The 18,301-nt window shown below is 61.0% G+C and carries 13 protein-coding genes; 5 read left to right on the forward strand and 8 right to left on the reverse strand.

The features are described 5' to 3' along the window. Positions 1-132 precede the first annotated feature (132 nt). Both acnB and FE240_RS14090 read right to left on the reverse strand, forming a co-directional pair. Positions 133-2,730, reverse strand: a complete 2,598-nt coding sequence (acnB, locus tag FE240_RS14085) for a bifunctional aconitate hydratase 2/2-methylisocitrate dehydratase (protein ID WP_193001806.1) — start codon at positions 2,728-2,730, stop codon at positions 133-135. Positions 2,731-2,946: 216 nt separating this feature from the next. Continuing rightward, positions 2,947-5,208 (reverse strand): patatin-like phospholipase family protein, encoded by a 2,262-nt coding sequence (locus FE240_RS14090; protein WP_193001808.1) that lies wholly within the window; start codon positions 5,206-5,208, stop codon positions 2,947-2,949. A 259-nt stretch (positions 5,209-5,467) separates the two neighbouring features. Here FE240_RS14090 and FE240_RS14095 point away from each other — a divergent pair, with 259 nt between their 5' ends. After that, positions 5,468-5,653: a hypothetical protein gene (locus tag FE240_RS14095; RefSeq protein WP_042047845.1), complete on the forward strand. Its 186-nt coding sequence runs from the start codon at positions 5,468-5,470 to the stop codon at positions 5,651-5,653. Here the strand turns inward: FE240_RS14095 and FE240_RS14100 are convergent. The 6 genes from FE240_RS14100 to ampD form a co-directional block, all read right to left on the reverse strand. Beyond that, entirely contained in the window at positions 5,650-6,585 is a 936-nt protein-coding gene (locus tag FE240_RS14100; RefSeq protein ID WP_193001811.1) for a sensor domain-containing diguanylate cyclase, read from the reverse strand. The two genes, FE240_RS14095 and FE240_RS14100, sit on opposite strands and share 4 nt — an antisense overlap. Positions 6,586-6,707: 122 nt before the next feature. Further along, complete coding sequence (gene lpdA, locus FE240_RS14105) at positions 6,708-8,135, reverse strand: dihydrolipoyl dehydrogenase (protein WP_193001813.1); 1,428 nt, start codon at positions 8,133-8,135, stop codon at positions 6,708-6,710. A 151-nt stretch (positions 8,136-8,286) separates the two neighbouring features. Beyond that, positions 8,287-10,161 carry a pyruvate dehydrogenase complex dihydrolipoyllysine-residue acetyltransferase gene (aceF, locus tag FE240_RS14110; RefSeq protein WP_193001815.1) on the reverse strand — a complete coding sequence of 625 codons (1,875 nt, stop codon included), beginning with the start codon at positions 10,159-10,161 and terminating at the stop codon, positions 8,287-8,289. A 14-nt stretch (positions 10,162-10,175) separates the two neighbouring features. Beyond that, positions 10,176-12,836: a pyruvate dehydrogenase (acetyl-transferring), homodimeric type gene (aceE, locus tag FE240_RS14115; RefSeq protein WP_193001817.1), complete on the reverse strand. Its 2,661-nt coding sequence runs from the start codon at positions 12,834-12,836 to the stop codon at positions 10,176-10,178. A gap of 58 nt (positions 12,837-12,894) precedes the next feature. Further along, complete coding sequence (gene pdhR, locus FE240_RS14120; protein WP_042047839.1) at positions 12,895-13,656, reverse strand: pyruvate dehydrogenase complex transcriptional repressor PdhR; 762 nt, start codon at positions 13,654-13,656, stop codon at positions 12,895-12,897. 269 nt (positions 13,657-13,925) lie between these two features. Further along, positions 13,926-14,504: a 1,6-anhydro-N-acetylmuramyl-L-alanine amidase AmpD gene (ampD, locus tag FE240_RS14125; protein WP_193001819.1), complete on the reverse strand. Its 579-nt coding sequence runs from the start codon at positions 14,502-14,504 to the stop codon at positions 13,926-13,928. Positions 14,505-14,527: 23 nt separating this feature from the next. Here ampD and FE240_RS14130 point away from each other — a divergent pair, with 23 nt between their 5' ends. The 4 genes from FE240_RS14130 to pilB all read left to right on the forward strand — a co-directional run bounded on the left by FE240_RS14130 (position 14,528) and on the right by pilB (position 18,288). Beyond that, positions 14,528-15,010: a retropepsin-like aspartic protease family protein gene (locus tag FE240_RS14130; protein WP_193001821.1), complete on the forward strand. Its 483-nt coding sequence runs from the start codon at positions 14,528-14,530 to the stop codon at positions 15,008-15,010. Positions 15,011-15,015: 5 nt separating this feature from the next. After that, positions 15,016-15,873, forward strand: a complete 858-nt coding sequence (gene nadC, locus FE240_RS14135; protein ID WP_193001823.1) for a carboxylating nicotinate-nucleotide diphosphorylase — start codon at positions 15,016-15,018, stop codon at positions 15,871-15,873. A 258-nt stretch (positions 15,874-16,131) separates the two neighbouring features. Further along, the gene (locus FE240_RS14140; RefSeq protein WP_193001825.1) at positions 16,132-16,578 is read left to right on the forward strand and encodes a pilin; all 447 of its coding nucleotides are present in this window, start codon (positions 16,132-16,134) and stop codon (positions 16,576-16,578) included. A 3-nt stretch (positions 16,579-16,581) separates the two neighbouring features. Continuing rightward, entirely contained in the window at positions 16,582-18,288 is a 1,707-nt protein-coding gene (gene pilB / locus FE240_RS14145; protein WP_193001826.1) for a type IV-A pilus assembly ATPase PilB, read from the forward strand. The last annotated feature ends 13 nt before the right edge of the window (positions 18,289-18,301 follow it).

Consider the following 18,301-nt stretch of genomic DNA (forward strand, 5'->3'; position numbering starts at 1 on the left):
AAGTTATATGACCACACTCGGCCCAATCCTGTCTTGTGGCATGTCAACAACGGTGAAAGCAGCCTGACAGAATGCGCCGCGCCGCCATAAAAAAACCGGCCCAATGGGCCGGTTGTTCAAGCTAAGTGCAGCTTAGACCGCTTGCTGCAAGATCACCGAGTCCGCCTTCTTGGTGTAGGTGGCGATCTCGTTGAAGTTCAGGTAGCGGTAGGTGTCGGCCGCAGTGGCGTCCAGCTCCTTGGCATAGTGCAGGTACTCTTCCACGGTCGGGATCTTGCCGAGGATGGCAGCAACCGCAGCCAGTTCGGCGGAAGCCAGGTAGACATTGGCCCCCTTGCCCAGACGGTTCGGGAAGTTACGGGTGGAGGTAGAGACCACCGTCGCCTCGTCCGCGACCCGAGCCTGGTTACCCATGCACAGGGAACAGCCGGGGATCTCGATGCGAGCACCAACCCGACCGAAGATGCCGTAGTAGCCCTCTTCGGTCAGCTGATCCTTGTCCATCTTGGTCGGCGGCGCGATCCACATGCGGGTCGGCAACTGGCCGCTGAACTTGCCGAGCAGTTTACCAGCGGCGCGGAAGTGGCCGATGTTGGTCATGCAAGAGCCGATGAACACCTCATCAATCTTGTCGCCGGCCACGCTGCTCAGCAGGCGGGCATCGTCCGGATCGTTCGGCGCGCACAGGATCGGCTCCTTGATGGTAGCCAGATCGATCTCGATGATTTCGGCGTACTCGGCGTCCTTGTCCGCTTCCATCAGGGTCGGGTTGGCCAGCCACTCCTCCATCCCCTTGATACGGCGGGTGATGGTGCGCACATCGCCGTAGCCTTCGGAGAGCATCCATTTGAGCATCACGATGTTGGACTTCAGATACTCGATGATCGGCTCTTTATCCAGCTTGATGGTGCAGCCGGCGGCAGAGCGCTCGGCGCTGGCGTCGGCCAGCTCGAAGGCCTGCTCCACCTTCAACGTCGGCAGCCCTTCAATTTCGAGGATACGGCCGGAGAAGATGTTCTTCTTGCCCGCCTTCTCGACCGTCAGCAGCCCCTTCTGGATGGCGGCGTAGGGGATGGCGTGCACCAGATCACGCAAGGTGATGCCCGGTTGCAGCTCGCCCTTGAAGCGCACCAGCACCGATTCCGGCATGTCCAGCGGCATCACGCCAGTGGCGGCGGCAAACGCCACCAGACCGGAGCCCGCCGGGAAGGAGATCCCGATGGGGAAACGGGTGTGGGAGTCACCACCTGTGCCCACGGTATCGGGCAGCAGCATGCGGTTGAGCCAGGAGTGGATAACGCCATCACCCGGACGCAAGGAGACGCCGCCGCGGTTCATGATGAAGTCCGGCAGGGTGTGATGGGTCTGCACGTCAATGGGCTTGGGATAGGCCGCGGTGTGGCAGAAGGACTGCATGGTCAGATCGGCGGAGAAACCGAGGCAGGCCAAGTCTTTGAGCTCATCGCGGGTCATCGGGCCCGTGGTGTCTTGCGAGCCGACCGTGGTCATCTTGGGCTCGCAGTAGGTGCCGGGGCGAATGCCCTTCACGCCGCACGCCTTGCCCACCATCTTCTGGGCCAGAGTGAAGCCCTTGCCGGTGTCGGCCACGGGCTGCGGGCGACGGAACACCTCGGAGTGGGGCAGACCGAGCGCCTCGCGGGCCTTGTCGGTCAGGCCGCGGCCGATGATCAGCGGAATACGGCCACCGGCGCGCACCTCGTCGATCAGCACGTCGGTTTTCAGTTCAAACTGCGCCAGCACCTGGTCGGTGCCGTGCTTGCAGATCTTGCCAGCAAACGGGTAGATGTCGATGACATCGCCCATCTCCAACTGGGAGACGTCCACCTCGATGGGCAGGGCGCCGGCATCTTCCATGGTGTTGAAGAAGATGGGGGCGATCTTGCCGCCAAGGCAGATGCCGCCAGCACGCTTGTTCGGCACGTTGGGGATGTCGTCCCCCATGAACCACAGCACCGAGTTGGTGGCGGATTTACGGGAGGAGCCGGTGCCGACCACGTCGCCCACGTAGGCAAGCGGGAAGCCCTTTTGTTTGAGCTCGTCGATGGTCTTGATGGGGCCGATGGTGCCGTCTTTATCCGGGGTGATGCCAGAGCGGGCCATCTTCAACATGGCCAGGGCGTGCAGCGGGATATCGGGGCGCGACCAGGCATCCGGCGCTGGCGACAGATCGTCGGTGTTGGTTTCGCCAGGCACCTTGAACACGGTCACGGTCATCTTCTCGGCCAGGGCCGGGCGGGAGAGGAACCACTCGGCGTCAGCCCAGGACTGCATCACCTGCTTGGCGAAGGCGTTGCCGGCCTTGGCCTTCTCTTCCACGTCGTGGAAGGAGTCAAACATCAGCAGGGTGTGGGAGAGGGCCTTGGCGGCCAGCGGGGCCAAGGCGGCGTCGTCCAGCAGATCGATGAGCGGCTGGATGTTGTAGCCCCCCTGCATGGTACCGAGCAGGGTGACCGCCTCTTCGCGGCTCAGGATCGGGGAATGGGCCTCGCCCTTGGCCACGGCGGTGAGGAAGCCGGCCTTCACGTAAGCCGCTTCGTCAACACCGGGGGGAATGCGTTCAGACAACAGTTCTTTCAGGAAGCTCTCTTCACCGGCGGGAGGATTCTTGAGCAGCTCGACCAGGGCGGCAACTTGCTCTGCGTCCAGAGGTTTGGGAACAACTCCCTCGGCGGCACGTTCTGCGACGTGTTTACGGTAGGTTTCAAGCACGACTAATTCCTCTTTGGTCTTATGGGTCGCCGCGGTGGCGATCGTCCTTGCGGGACACCCGTAGGGTGCGCCCCACTATATAAGTTTTAACGACTAATTAAAATCCACTCCCGCCCCGCTCTCCGGCGCTACGGCGGCATTCTCTTTACTTACAATCAGTTACGAAACAGGCCCAATACTGACTCTGTTAAGGCAATCACAACTTCACAACATTCATCAGCGGAAGGTGCTGCCCAGTTGCAGGTAGACCGCATGGCTGCCCCCCTCGGCCGTTCCCACCCCGAAGAAGACCGGGCCGAGGAAGGTATCGCTGCCGATATAGAGCGAGCCGGCACTGTAGGAGGAGTCGAAGCGGATGTCGCGGCCCCTGTCCCACACCCCACCCTGCTCGAGCGAGCCCCCCACATAGAGCGGCAGGCGGAAGGCACCGAAGTCGTTCTCCGCCAGCCGATAGATGTAACGCATGCCGCCAAACAGGCTATAGCGGCCGGACAGCTCATGAGGCTGGATCCCGGAGAGGTGGAACATCCCCCCCAGATCCTTGGCCAGCAACGGCAGGGTTTCATTGGTCTGGGTTCCCCCCGCCTCCAGCATCAGGTTGAGACTGTGGCGCCCCCACGACAGGGGCTTGATCAGCGAGAAGTCGTAATTGGAGCCGCGCGTGCGCTCGGTGCCGCTGTCGACCAGATCCTGATTGACCCGCATATAGCCGAGGGAGCCCTCCAGCAGCAGGCCAGAGTAGGGGAAATACCGGCTGTCGAGGGTGTCATGCTCGATGGCGATGAAAGGGCCCCAAGCGCGGGTGCGGATGTCACCGATATCCAGGTTGTCGATGCTGATATGACCGGTGGAGCCGAGCATGCCCAGGCTGAAGCGCTGCCACGGCTTGTTGTTCCAGCCGAGGGCGGCATTGCCCGACCAGAAGCCGTACTGGCTGTCGACATAGAGGTAACCACTGCGGTCATACTCTGGCTGCACCCCACCCTGCCGGTTCAGAAACAGGCGGCGGGTCTCCTTGTCGTAACCCAGCGCGACCTGACCGAAGAAGGTCTGCGACGGCTCAAGGGGGGTATAAAACTCGCTTTTGAGGTGCTTCCAGGTGCCGAGCGACGCCTCGTTGTGCCACTCTCCGCCCCACTCGTTGACGTTGGTGCGGGTGTAAGAGGCCCCCACGTTGTAGTTAGAATTGCTCTCGAAGTCATCGGAAAAACCAAACTGGAAGTTGAGGTAACCCGGCCCCCACTTCTTCTCGCTGGCATCGACCACCAGCACGTTCTCGTTAGCGCGCTCTTCTATCTGATAGGTGATCCGGTCAAAGGACTCGAGGGCGTAGAGACGGCGCATCCCCGCCTCCAGATTCTCGCTGCTCTGGATCTTGTTCGGCTTGATGCGCATTGCCGAGCGGATGGTCTCGTCGGCGAGGGAGGATTGGTTGTGGATCTCCACCTTGTCGATGTAATAGGCAGGCAGGCCACTGCGCTCGGCACGGCGGCTCAGCTTCTCATCCCGATAGGCCTTGTAGCGCGCCGCGGAAAGAGAGAGGCGATCGAGTTGGCTTGCCACCCGGCGCACCGCCACCTCGCCATAACCGATCCCCTCCGGCATGCGGGCAAAATCGGAGATCCCCATGTCGCCGAAGGCCGGGGTGATAAGGATGTCGCGCTCCCCCATCAGGGCCTTCTGCTTGTCGGTGCCCACCTGAGTCATGTAGGTGGTGAGCTGATCCAGCATGGCCAGCCCAGAGGTCAGCTCGTGTTTGTCGCGCAGCTTGGCGCTGATGTCCACCGCGATCACCACGTCGGCCCCCATCGCCTTGGCCACGTCCACCGGCATGTTGTTGACCGCCCCGCCGTCCGCCAGGATCCGCCCCTCCCACTCCACCGGCTTGAGGATCCCCTGAATGGACATGGAGGCCTGCATCGCCTTGGCCAGGCTGCCGTGATCGAGCACATAGGGGGTCACCGTCTCCATGTCGGTGGCCACCGCCCGGTAGGGAATGGGCAGGTTGTCGAAACTCGTTTGTACCGGTAGGTTGGAGGTGGCACTGCGCAGCAGCGCCGCCATCGATTGCCCCTGGAAGAAGCCATCCGGCGTCTGCACCTGATTTCCCTTGACGCCGATATCGGTGCGCAGTTGATAGAGCTCTTCCTGCTTCTTCTGACGCATCGAGAGCTCATCGCGCCCCACCCGATCCTGATACCCCTTGTTCCAGTCGATGCCGAGGGTGATCTTCTCCACCTCGTCCGCAGAGAGCCCCATGGCGTAGAGGCCGGCCACGTAGGAGCCCATACTGGTGCCGACCACGATATCGACCGGAATGCGCCGCCGCTCCAGCTCTTTGAGCACGCCGATATGGGCGGCCCCCTTGGCACCGCCACCACTCAATACCAAGGCAATCTTCGGCCGTTCGGCCGCGGCCAGCGACAACGAACCGCCGAGCAGAAGCAGCAGCGCACACGCGCGCATCAACAGAGTCATGAGGCATCCTTCCAGTCGATCTGGGCGCCCCTACTATAAGGGGCAAGCTTCGCCGCGCAAGGGTGAGCGCACAGGCATACGCTGTTTTTTTCGTCTCTTTACTCAAAAATCCCTGGGGGCGCCGATCACCGGCTCCTTTCAGGCCAGTCCAGCAAGCGGCGCCAGCGAGCGGACAGAGGATGACGCTGCCCCTCAGTCCGCCTCTTTCTTCGGCCATACTTTACGGCATCATGACGGCGACACATCCAGGAGTTATGTGATGAAACAGAAGATGGGATTGATCCTGCTCGGCCTGCTGCTGGCAGGGTGCAGCCACGGCCCGGTACGGGTGCACGGTGCCGACGTCAGCGTCGACGATACCCGGATCCGGGTCAATGACGGCAGCGGACGTGGGGGCTACGGCACCTTCTGCCCGCCGGGGCAAGCTAAGAAGGGGCGCTGCTAAGCGCCCCCTTTTTTTGCCCTGTGCATGGCCTGCTCCGCCCGTAGCAGCAGATCGTCAAGCTGTGGGCACTCGTGCATGTGGCTAGTCGCCCACCCCAGCGCCGCCGAGCGACCACTGAGCAGCAACGCCTCGTGCAGGCGCCCGGCCGCCACGGCCGCGCTCCCCTCATCGGCATCGGCCAGCAACACGGCAAACTCGTCCCCCCCGATGCGGGCGCACAAGTCCGAGGCGCGAAATACCGCCCCGAGCGCCTCGGCGCACTGGCGCAGTGCCCTATCCCCCTCCCCGTGACCAAAACGTTCATTGAGGTGGCGCACCCCGTCCAGATCGAGAAACAGCACGCTGACCGGCATGCCGATCCGATATAACTGGTGCAACACCTGACCGGCCATCAGGGCGAACCCGCGACGGTTTAGCAACCGGGTCAGTTCGTCTTGGATCGCCTGCCGGTGCATGGCAATCTCGCTTTCCACCAACAGCGCCAATTGGGCAAGAATTCGCAGCTCCCGCTCGGACAGGTGCCTCGGCTCGCGATCGATGATGCACAGCGTGCCAATCTTAGCGCCCTCCGGTGCCCGCACGGGATGGCCGGCATAGAAGGCGATATGCGGCTCCCCATCGACCAGCGGATTACCGCGAAAACGTTCATCCCGGCTGGCGTCTTCCACCACCAGCGCCGTGTCGCCCAAAATCGCATGAGCACAGAAGGAGTAGTCGCGGGCCGTCTCGCGCACCGTCAGCCCTTGGGCCGATTTGAACCACTGACGCTCACGGTCCACCAGCGAAATCAGCGCAATGGGAACATTGAAGATGTCACAGGCCAACTGGGTCAGGCGATCAAATTGCGCCTCCCGTGGACTATCGAGCAGCTCTAGGCGCAACAGGCAGCGTAGCCGCAGCGCCTCATCCTTGGGCAGGGAGGGGGTCTGCATCGGGGTCTCCATAAAACATGGGCTCCCAGTGAGCATAAACGCCCGCCGCCGCGCTGGCCTGTCGACTTTCCCGCCCATAAAAAAACCGCCCCGAAGGGCGGTTATTGCGGCTCGCAGCGAGCTTATTTCTTCTTCTTGGCCTTGGCATTCGGCAGGTCGGTGATGGAGCCTTCGAACACCTCGGCAGCCAGGCCCACAGACTCATGCAGAGTCGGGTGAGCGTGGATGGTCAGTGCGATGTCTTCGGCGTCAGCCCCCATCTCGATGGCCAGACCGATTTCACCCAGCAGCTCACCGCCGTTGGTCCCCACGATGGCACCACCGATAACGCGGCCGCTCTCTTTTTCAAAGATCAGCTTGGTCATGCCGTCGGAGCAATCGGAGGCGATGGCACGGCCGGAGGCCGCCCACGGGAAGGTGGCCACTTCGAAGGTGATGCCCTTCTCCTTGGCTTCCTTCTCGGTCAGCCCCACCCAGGCCATCTCCGGCTCGGTGTAAGCGATGGACGGGATCACCTTGGGATCGAAGTAGTGCTTCTTGCCGGCAATCACTTCGGCAGCCACGTGACCTTCGTGGACACCCTTGTGAGCCAGCATGGGCTGACCGACGATGTCGCCGATGGCATGGATGTGGGCCACGTTGGTGCGCAGCTGCTTGTCTACTTCGATGAAGCCGCGCTCGGTCACGGCCACACCGGCCTTCTCGGCGTCGAGCAGCTTGCCGTTCGGCACACGACCGACCGCCACCAGCACGTTGTCATAACGTACCGGCTCGCTCGGCGCCTGCTTGCCTTCAAAGGAGACGTACAGGCCGTCTTCGCGGGCTTCAACGGCGGTGACCTTGGTCTCCAGCATGATGTTGAACTTCTTGGCCACGCGCTTGGTGTAGACCTTGACGATGTCCTTGTCGGCCGCCGGCACCAGCTGGTCGGCAAACTCGACCACGTCGATCTCAGAGCCCAGGGAGGAGTAAACGGTCCCCATCTCCAGACCGATGATGCCGCCACCCAGTACCAGCAGCTTGCCCGGAACGGTCGTCAGCTCCAGCGCGTCGGTCGAATCCCATACGCGCGGATCGTCGTGGGGGATGAAGGGCAGCTTCACCGGACGGGAGCCGGCGGCAATGATGGCGTTGTCGAAGGTAACGGTGGTCTTGCCATCCGCCCCTTCCACCTCGAGGGTGTTCGGGCCGGTGAACTTACCGAAGCCGTTGACCACCTGCACCTTACGCATCTTGGCCATACCGGCCAGACCACCGGTCAGCTGGTTGATGACCTTCTCTTTCCACAGGCGGATCTTGTCGATGTCGGTCTTGGGCTCGCCAAAGACGATGCCGTGCTCGGCCAGAGCCTTGGCCTCTTCGATCACCTTAGCCACGTGCAGCAGGGCCTTGGAGGGGATGCAACCCACGTTCAGGCAGACGCCACCCAGGGTGGAGTAACGTTCGACGATAATGGTATCGAGGCCCAGGTCGGCTGCACGGAAGGCAGCAGAATAACCGGCAGGGCCAGCACCCAGAACCACGACCTGGGTTTTGATTTCTTTACTCATCATGACCTCTTTGTCGTTCTTATATCCCCGGACAGCGCAGTATGAAATGCCATATCGGTGGGCTGTCAGCGCTAGAAAAACCGGGGCAAGTTTACAATCCTGTTAACGAATTGAGAAGTAAAAAGGGCGAGCCGTGGGCCCGCCCTCTCACTTACAGGACCAGTCGACGAATGTCGGACAGTACGCCATTCATAGTGGTGATGAAGCGGGCTCCATCGGCACCGTCGATGACGCGGTGGTCGTAGCTCAGCGCCAGCGGCAGCATCAGGCGCGGCACGAACTCCTTGCCGTTCCACTTCGGCTTCATCTCGGACTTGGAGACACCGAGGATGGCCACTTCCGGCGCGTTGACGATCGGGGTAAAGCTGGTACCGCCGATGCCACCCAGGCTGGAGATGGTGAAGCAACCGCCCTGCATGTCGGCCGCGGTCAGCTTGCCGGCGCGGGCCTTCTTGGAGATCTCGGCCAGATCGCGCGACAGCTCGATGATGCCCTTCTTGTTCACATCGCGCACCACGGGCACGACCAGACCGTTGGGGGTATCCACCGCCACACCGATATGGATGTACTTCTTCATGATGAGCTTGCTGCCGTCTTCAGACAGGGAGCTACAGAAGCGCGGATGGGCTTCCAGCGCCTTGGCGGCCGCCTTCAGGATGAACACCAGCGGGGTGATCTTCACATCCAGCTTCTGCTTCTCAGCCAGGATGTTCTGCTCCTTGCGGAACGCCTCCAGCTCGGTGGTATCAGCCTCGTCGAACTGAGTTACGTGCGGGATCATGGCCCAGTTGCGATGCAGGTTCGGGCCAGAGATCTTCTGGATGCGAGTCAGCTCGACCTCTTCCACTTCACCAAACTTGGTGAAATCGACCTTCGGCCACGGCAGCACGCTCATGCCATTGCCCGTGCCTTGACCCGCCGCCGGGGCAGACTCGGCACGCTTGATGGCGTCCTTCACGTAAGCCTGCACGTCCTCTTTGACGATGCGGCCTTTGCGACCGGAGCCCTTGACCTTGGCCAGGTTGACACCGAACTCGCGCGCCAGGCGACGCACCGCCGGCGAGGCGTGGACGTAGGCGTCGTTAGCCACGAAGTCACCCTTCTCTTCAGCCTTGGCGGCGACCGGTGCGGCAGCGGCCGGAGCCGGAGCTGCGGCAACCGGAGCCGGGGCAGCCGCCGGTGCGGCGCCCGCGACTTCGAATACCATGATGAGCGAGCCGGTGGTGACCTTGTCACCCGCCTTCACCTTGATCTCCTTGACCACACCGGCAAACGGAGCCGGCACTTCCATGGAGGCCTTGTCGCCTTCCACGGTGATCAGGGACTGGTCGGCCTCGACCTTGTCACCGACGGCAACCATGATTTCGGTCACTTCGACCTCGTCACCGCCGATATCCGGCACATTGACGTCCTTGGCACCGGCAGCCACAGGGGCCGCCGCAACCGGAGCGGCCGCCTGAGCCGGGGCCGCCGCAGCAGCCGGCGCGGCGCCAGCTACTTCGAACACCATGATGAGCGAGCCGGTAGAGACCTTGGCGCCAGCGGCGACCTTGATCTCCTTGACGCGACCGGCGAACGGCGCCGGCACTTCCATGGAGGCCTTATCGCCTTCCACGGTGATCAGGGACTGCTCGGCTTCCACCATGTCACCGACTGCGACCATGATCTCAGTCACGGCCACTTCGTCATCACCGATATCCGGCACGAAGACATCCTGCGGCGCGGCGGTCGCCGCCGGAGCAGCAACCGGGGCCGGAGCAGCGGCGGCCGGAGCCGGGGCGGCAGCAACCGCCCCTGCTTCTTCGAAGACCATGATGGCGCTGCCGGTGGCAACCTTGTCGCCCACCTTGATCAGGATCTCCTTGACGATACCGGCCTGCGGGGCGGGTACCTCCATGGAGGCCTTGTCGCCCTCCACGGAGATGATGGACTGATCCAGTTCTACCTTGTCGCCAACGGCAACCATGATTTCAGTGACTTCAACTTCATCAGCACCGATATCCGGCACCATAATCTGTTTGGACATTGTGCGTGATCCTCTTAGGCGTACAGCGGGTTGACCTTGTCGGCATCGATACCGAACTTCTTGATGGCATCGGCAACGACCTGAGCGTCGATGTCGCCACGCTTGGCCAGCTCGCTCAGGGCGGCAACCACTACGTAAAACTCGTTCACCTCGAAGTGACGGCGCAGGTTGTCACGGCTGTCGGAGCGGCCGAAACCGTCGGTACCCAGCACGCGATAGCTCTCAGCCGGCACGAAGGCACGAACCTGATCGGCGAAGGACTTCATGTAGTCGGTCGCGGCGATGGCCGGCTCGTTGCCCATCACCTGGGTGATGTAAGGCACGCGGGCCTGCTCGGTCGGGTGCAGCAGGTTCCAACGATCGCAATCTTGACCGTCACGGGCCAGCTCGTTGAAGGAGGTCACGCTGTAGACGTCGGAGCCCACGCCGTAGTCGGCGGCCAGGATCTCGGCGGCCTTGCGCACGTGATTGAGGATCGAGCCACAACCCAGCAACTGTACCTTGGCCTTGGTGCCGGCCACGGATTCCAGCTTGTAGATACCCTTGCGGATACCCTCTTCGGCACCGGCCGGCATGGCCGGCATGGCGTAGTTCTCGTTCAGGGTGGTCAGGTAGTAGAAGACGTTCTCCGGCTTCTCACCGTACATGCGGCGCAGACCGTCCTGGATGATCACCGCCACTTCATAGGCGTAGGTCGGATCGTAAGAGACGCAGTTCGGGATGGTGCCAGCCAGGATGTGGCTGTGACCGTCTTCGTGCTGCAAACCTTCGCCGTTGAGGGTAGTGCGACCGGAGGTACCGCCGACCAGGAAGCCACGGGCCTGCTGGTCACCGGCTGCCCAGCACATGTCACCGACACGCTGGAAGCCGAACATCGAGTAGTAGATGTAGAACGGAATCATCGGGCAGTCGTTGGTGCTGTAGGAGGTCGCCGCCGCCAGCCAAGAGGACATGGCGCCCAGCTCGTTGATCCCTTCCTGCAGAACCTGACCCTGCTTGTCTTCCTTGTAGTAGGAGACGATGTCGCGGTCTTGCGGGGTGTACTGCTGACCGTGCGGGCTGTAGATACCGATCTGGCGGAACAGGCCTTCCATACCAAAGGTACGGGCCTCGTCAGCGATGATGGGGACGATGCGCTTGCCGATGGACTTGTCTTTGAGCATCACGTTCAGGGAACGGACGAACGCCATGGTGGTGGAGATCTCACGGGCCTGCTCGCCGAGCAGGGCGTCGAACGCCTCCAGCTTCGGCACGTCCAGCTTGATGGTGGTCTCGCGCAGACGGGTCGGCAGGTAGCCCTTCAGGGCCTGACGACGACCGTGCAGGTAGGCGTACTCTTCGGTGCCTTCCTTGATCTCGAGGTAGGGCAGCTCGGCCAGTTGCTCGTCGGAGACCGGCAGGTCGAAGCGATCACGCAGGTGACGCACGGAGTCCAGCTCCATCTTCTTGACCTGGTGAGCGATGTTCTTGCCTTCGGCAGCCGCGCCCATGCCGTAACCCTTGATGGTCTTGGCCAGGATGACGGTCGGCTTGTCCTTGGTCTGGGCAGCCTTAGCAAAGGCGGCAAACAGCTTCTGCGGATCGTGACCACCACGGTTGAGGGCGAAGATCTCCTCGTCGGTCATGTCTTTGACCAGGGCGGCGGTTTCCGGGTAGCGGTTGAAGAAGTGCTCGCGCACATAGGCGCCATCGCGGGACTTCATGGTCTGATAGTCGCCGTCGACGGTCTCGTTCATCAGCTGGATCAGCTTGCCCGAGGTGTCCTTTTGCAGCAGCTCATCCCACTTGCGGCCCCAGATAACCTTGGTGACATCCCAGCCGGCGCCACGGAACAGGCCTTCCAGCTCGTTGACCACCTTGCCGTTACCCACGACAGGGCCATCCAGACGCTGCAAGTTGCAGTTGACCACGAACACCAGATTGTCGAGCTTCTCGCGCACGGCAACGGTCAGGGCGCCCTTGGCTTCCGGCTCGTCCATCTCGCCGTCACCCAGGAAGGCGTAAACCTTCTGCTCGGAGCAGTCCTTGAGGCCACGGTCGGTCAGGTACTTGAGGAAGCGCGCCTGATAGATGGCGGCGATCGGGCCCAGACCCATGGAGACGGTCGGGAACTGCCAGAACTCCGGCATCAGCTTCGGATGCGGATAGGAGGGGATGCCGTGGCCGTCCACTTCCTGACGGAAGTTGTCGAGCTGGGCTGCGCTCAGGCGACCTTCAACGAAGGCGCGTGCGTAGATACCCGGAGAGATGTGACCCTGGAAGTAAACCAGGTCGCCGCCATCCTTCTCGTTGCGAGCACGGAAGAAGTGGTTGAAGCAGACATCATAGATGGTGGCGCTGGAGGCGAAGGAGGACATGTGGCCACCCAGATCCAGATCCTTCTTGGAGGCACGCAGCACGATCATCACCGCATTCCAGCGGATGATGGCGCGAATGCGGCGCTCCAGGCTCTGGTTGCCCGGGTAAGCCGGCTCCTGATCCACCGGGATGGTGTTCAGGTAGTCGGAGACCAGGCCCTGCGCGATGTCGACACCGCCTGCGCGGGCCTTCTCGGACAGTTGTTCCAGGATGAACTGGGCACGTTCCGGGCCCTCTTCACGGAGCAGAGATTCCAGGGCGGCAAGCCACTCGTTGGTCTCTACCGGATCCACATCACTCTTCAGGATATCAGACATGGCTGTTTCCTATTGTTATTGCACGGCAGTTGAGTCTGCAAAATGGGGTCAACAGGCCCTACGACTCTTGCTGACGGAAGCGACGCATGGATCGCTGGATCCGGCTCTCTTCCCTCTGCATGTCGAGCAGGGTTTCTTCGATAAAGGCCAGGTGCTCATGACAAGCGGTCCTGGCCTGCTCCGGCTCACCCGAGAGGATCGTCTCGATCAGTGTCACCCGATGGCGACGGATCTTGGCAACCACCCCGGGACGGCGATTTAAAATCTCGTTATTGCGCAAAATGTTCTGCTCCAGCATCGGGCGCATCGCCCGCAGCAGGTGCAGCAGCACCACGTTGTGGGAGGCCTCGGCCACCGCCAGGTAGAACCCGGTCACGGCCACCGACTCCTCGGCAAGACCATGCTTGCCGGCCTCCTCGATGGCGGCTTGGGCCGCCCGGATGCGCTCGAAATCGGCCTCAGTGCCACGTAAGGCAGCATAGTAGGCACTGATCCCTTCAAGCGCATGACGGAACTCCAGCAGGTCATACTGGGCTTCCGGATGGCTGGAAAGGAGCTCAAACAGGGGATCAGCCATCCCCTGACTCAGGGCATTCTGCACATAGGTTCCACCACCCTGCCGACGGTACAGCAGCCCTTTGGCTTCGAGACGTTGAATCGCCTCGCGCAAAGAGGGGCGCGATACCTGAAACTGGATGGCGAGTTCCCGCTCGGGGGGCAGCTTCTGACCCGGTTGCAGGCTGCCTTCCAGAATCATGTTTTCCAGCTCAGCCACGATAGCGTCGGCCAATTTGGGCTGGGAGATCTTGCGATAGGGCATGGAGTATTTTTGTTAAATTGGTATTACCAATTTTATAGGTGCGACGAAAATTAGCAGAGAGAGGGAGTGAAGTCCATCAAAAAGATGATCTGAATCAAGTAAGAAGGCTAGCTAAAGAGAGGTATTTTCGAACGAGCATGATGTGCATCAAAGAAATTGGTAAGACCAATAAAGTTAACACTTATCACACAAACAAGCCGATAACAGAAGCAGCAATGGCTTGCCAGACAAGACAAGCCATTGATTTGAAATATTAAAAAATATTTTAGTTATTGCTCGTCTAAGTGCAGCCGATGGCGATATTCACACCAGTCAAAACAGGGGCCGGGATCGCTCTTGCGACCCGGCGCTATGTCGCTATGGCCGGTGAGGCGCTCGGGGGTGATCGCAGGAAAACGCGTCATCAGCGCCTGAGTGAGCGCGGCCAGCACACGATACTGCTGCTCGGTAAAAGGCTGGGTATCGGTGCCCTCCAGCTCGATGCCGATGGAAAAATCGTTGCACGCCTCCCTCCCTGCAAAGGAAGAAACGCCCGCATGCCAGGCCCGCAGATGGAAGGGAACATACTGCACCACCTCACCATCGCGGCGGATCAAGCAGTGGGCAGAGACCCGTAACTGGCCTATCTCGGCAAAATAGGGGTGCGCCGCCGGATCGAGCCGGCCAAGGAAAAGATCGTCAATCCAGGGGCCGCCAAACTCCCCCGGTGGCAGGCTGATGTTGTGCACCACCAGCAGGGAAATATCCCCTGCGACCGGACGCTCGTTGTAATGCGGCGAGGGCACCTTGCGAGCCTGCTCACACCAACCGTCTGAATTAATGGAAAAAGTTATGTTAGTCTGGGTCATCTTGATTCTCTGCAGGCGCCCCTATGCGTAATCTTGCGACCGCAACGGCCCGCTGGTTTTGGTTGCTGGCATGGCTGGCCCTGCTGGGGCTGCTCACGCTCTATTTTACCCAGAAGAGCCACCCCAAGGTGACGGCGGAAGGGGTACTGATGCTGCCGCGCGATGCGTCAGGCCACTATCGGCTGGAGGGTGCCATCAATGGTCAACCGGTGCAACTGATGCTCGATACCGGCGCCACCCTCGTCAGCCTGCCACAATCGGTGGCGGCTCGTCTTGGCATCGAACCACGCGGCACCGCCCGGGTCTCGACCGCCGCCGGAGAAGTGCTCGTCGGGACGGGCCACATCGATTCACTGGAGATGGGGCCGTTGACCCTGTACGATCTGGCCGTCTTTATTAACCCGGCGCAATCCGGTCAGCAAGTGCTGGTCGGCATGAACGCGTTGGGCCGACTCGAACTGACTCAGAAGCAGCAGACTTTGCAGCTTCGCCCCTTGCAGGAATAGAAGGCATGTTACAACAGGACATTACCCGCGCCGTGCGCGCCGCGCTGCTGGAAGATCTCGGCGGTGCCCTCACTCCCGACGGACTGCCGGACGCCGCTGCCGACATCACGGCACAGCTGATCCCGGCCGAACGTGTCTCCACCGCCCGGGTCATCACCCGCGAAGCCGGCGTTTTCTGCGGCAAAGCGTGGGTCGATGAGGTCTTTGCCCAGCTCGGTGGCCAGGTACAGATCGAATGGAAGGTGCAAGACGGCGATCCCCTGGTTCCCAATCAGGAGCTGTTCCGGCTGACCGGCCCCGCCCGTCTACTGTTAACCGGCGAGCGTAACGCACTCAACTTTGTGCAGACCCTCTCCGGCGTGGCCAGCCTCACCGCCCGCTATGTCGAGCAACTGGCCGGCACCCACTGCCGCCTGCTCGACACCCGCAAGACCCTGCCGGGGCTGCGCAGCGCCCAGAAGTACGCCGTCACCTGTGGCGGCGGCAAGAATCACCGTATCGGCCTGTTCGATGCCTACCTCATCAAGGAGAACCACATCCTGGCCTGCGGCGGCATTGCCGAGGCGGTGAGCGAGGCGCGCCGCCTTAACCCCGGCAAGCCGGTCGAGGTCGAGGTCGAAAGCCTGGCGGAACTGGAGCTGGCCCTGGCGGCCGGCGCCGATATCGTGATGCTGGACAATTTCGATGTGCCCATGATGCGCGATGCGGTGGCCCTCAATGCCGGCAGAGCCCGCCTCGAGATCTCCGGTAACGTGACTATTGAGACGCTGGCCGAGTACGCCGCCACCGGCGTTGACTTCATTTCGGTCGGTGCGTTGACCAAGCATGTCAGGGCATTGGATCTTTCTATGCGAGTTCTCTGATCTCCCGCACTGTTTCGACTTGCAAAAGGCGCCAACGGCGCCTTTTCTTTTATTTATCAATACCAGCATGACGCAGCAGGGAGGCGCTCAGAGAGACTCGAAGGAACATACCCGCCACTCACCCACATCTTCCCCTTCAAGCTATTGAATCCGGAAGCATACTGGAAGAGCGCGGGGCCACTCAAAATGGCGACGATAGGCCATATCACACAGCCCTGTCGCTCAGCCTGGTCAACACTCGCAATAAGGATATTGATCATGAAAAAACAGGCAGGTTTTACCCTGATCGAACTGATGATTGTGGTGGCCATTGTGGCCATCCTGGCCGCCATCGCCTTGCCGGCGTATCAGACCTACACCAAACGAGCGAAGTTCTCGGAAGTAATCGCAGCCTCAGGACCTGCGAAGACAGCGATTGAAGCATGCGTTCAGGGAGCAGCGGATCTTACTGCGGCGCAAGCTTGCGCCGCAGCTGGAGCTAATGCACTCGCTGCTGGGTTACAAAATCCACAGTATGTCAATCCAGCATCCTCAGCAACGAATGTTGATACCACCACTGGGGCTATAACAGTCACCGCTACGGCGGATCTTGATTCAGAAACTTTCGAGCTAGCTCCAAGCCCTGCGCTTAATACATTAACCAGCGTAGGACAACAGCTACAATGGGTCCGAGGTGGGACTTGTATTGATGCTGGATTTTGCTAACGCATGACTTCAACCTCCAACAGCGGCCTGGCACTTAGCCTGGCCGCCTCTTCCCTGATCAGCGAGCAGGACTCGCAGCGCTTCTCCACTCAGGCCAAGGCGCAGCGCAAACCCCTGACCACCTTTCTTATCGAAAATCAGATCCTCTCCAGCCGGGAGTTGGCTGATTTTTGCGAGCAGGAGTATGGCGTTCCCCTGCTCGACCTCGATGCCTTCGAGCTGGGGGATATCCCCCCCAAGTACATCAACCAGAAGCTGATCGAGAAGCACCACGCCCTACCCATCTATTTGCAGGGACACACCCTCTACATTGCCATGGCTGACCCGACCAATGTGGCGGCGCTGGAGGAGTTCGGCTTCAACTTCGGCCTGCATACCGAAGCCCTGCTGGTGGAAGAGGAGAAGCTGGTGCGCGCCATCGGCAAGCTGCTTGAACACGATCAGGAGAACCTTAATGTCGATGATATCGATGACGCCGATATATCAGGCCTTGAGGTCGCCGATGAGCAGAGTCGTCTTGATGAAACGGTCAACAGCAGCGATGACGATGCTCCCATCGTCAAATACATCAACAAGATCATGATGGATGCTATTCGCCGCGGCGCATCGGATCTGCACTTCGAACCTTACGAACACAAGTACCGCATTCGCTTTCGCATCGATGGCATTTTGCATGAGGCCGCCACCCCGCCGGTGAACTTGGCCAGCCGCTTCGCCGCGCGGCTCAAGGTGATGGCCCGCCTCGATATCGCCGAGCGCAGGCTGCCGCAAGATGGCCGCATTAAGCTGAAACTCTCCCGCAACCGGGCCATGGACATGCGAGTCAACACCCTGCCCACCATGTGGGGCGAGAAGGTGGTGATCCGGCTGCTCGACTCATCGGCAGCCCGCCTCAATATCGATCAGCTCGGCTTCGATGAGGAACAAAAGCAGCTCTACCAGACGGCCCTCGCCCGCCCCCAAGGCATGATACTGGTGACCGGGCCCACAGGCTCCGGCAAGACGGTGACCCTCTACACAGGTTTGAATCTGCTCAACACGGTGGAGCGCAACATCTCCACCGCCGAAGACCCCATCGAAATCAACCTGCCCGGCGTCAACCAGGTGCAGATCAATCCCAAGGCGGGATTGACCTTCGCCGGCGCCCTGCGCGCCTTTTTGCGTCAGGATCCGGATGTGGTGATGGTGGGGGAGATCCGCGATCTGGAAACGGCTGAAATTGCCATCAAGGCTGCACAAACCGGCCATCTGGTGCTCTCAACCCTGCACACCAACTCCGCTGCCGAGACCCTGACCCGCATGATGAACATGGGCGTTCCCGCCTTTAATATCGCTTCCTCGGTCACCCTTATCATGGCCCAGCGACTGGCGCGCAAGCTGTGCGAACACTGCAAGCAACCCGACAACATCCCCGAAGGCGAGCTGCTCAAGCTTGGTTACAGCGTGCAGCAAGTTGCGGCCGGCATCCGTCTCTATCGCCCCTGCGGATGCAAAGAGTGCTCCGGTGGCTATCGTGGGCGCATCGGTATTTACGAAATCCTCTCCATGTCAGACAACATCGCCCGCATCATCATGCAGGGTGGCAACTCACTGCTGATTGCAGCCCAGGCACAAAAAGAGGGCATGCGCACGCTGCGCCAGGCCGGCCTCGAGAAGGCCCGCCTCGGTATCACCAGCCTGGCCGAAATCAACCGGGTCACCACCAACTAGACTAAGCCTGTAT

Origin of the sequence: Aeromonas simiae, assembly GCF_014892695.1 — a bacterium.
Taxonomy (GTDB): domain Bacteria; phylum Pseudomonadota; class Gammaproteobacteria; order Enterobacterales; family Aeromonadaceae; genus Aeromonas; species Aeromonas simiae.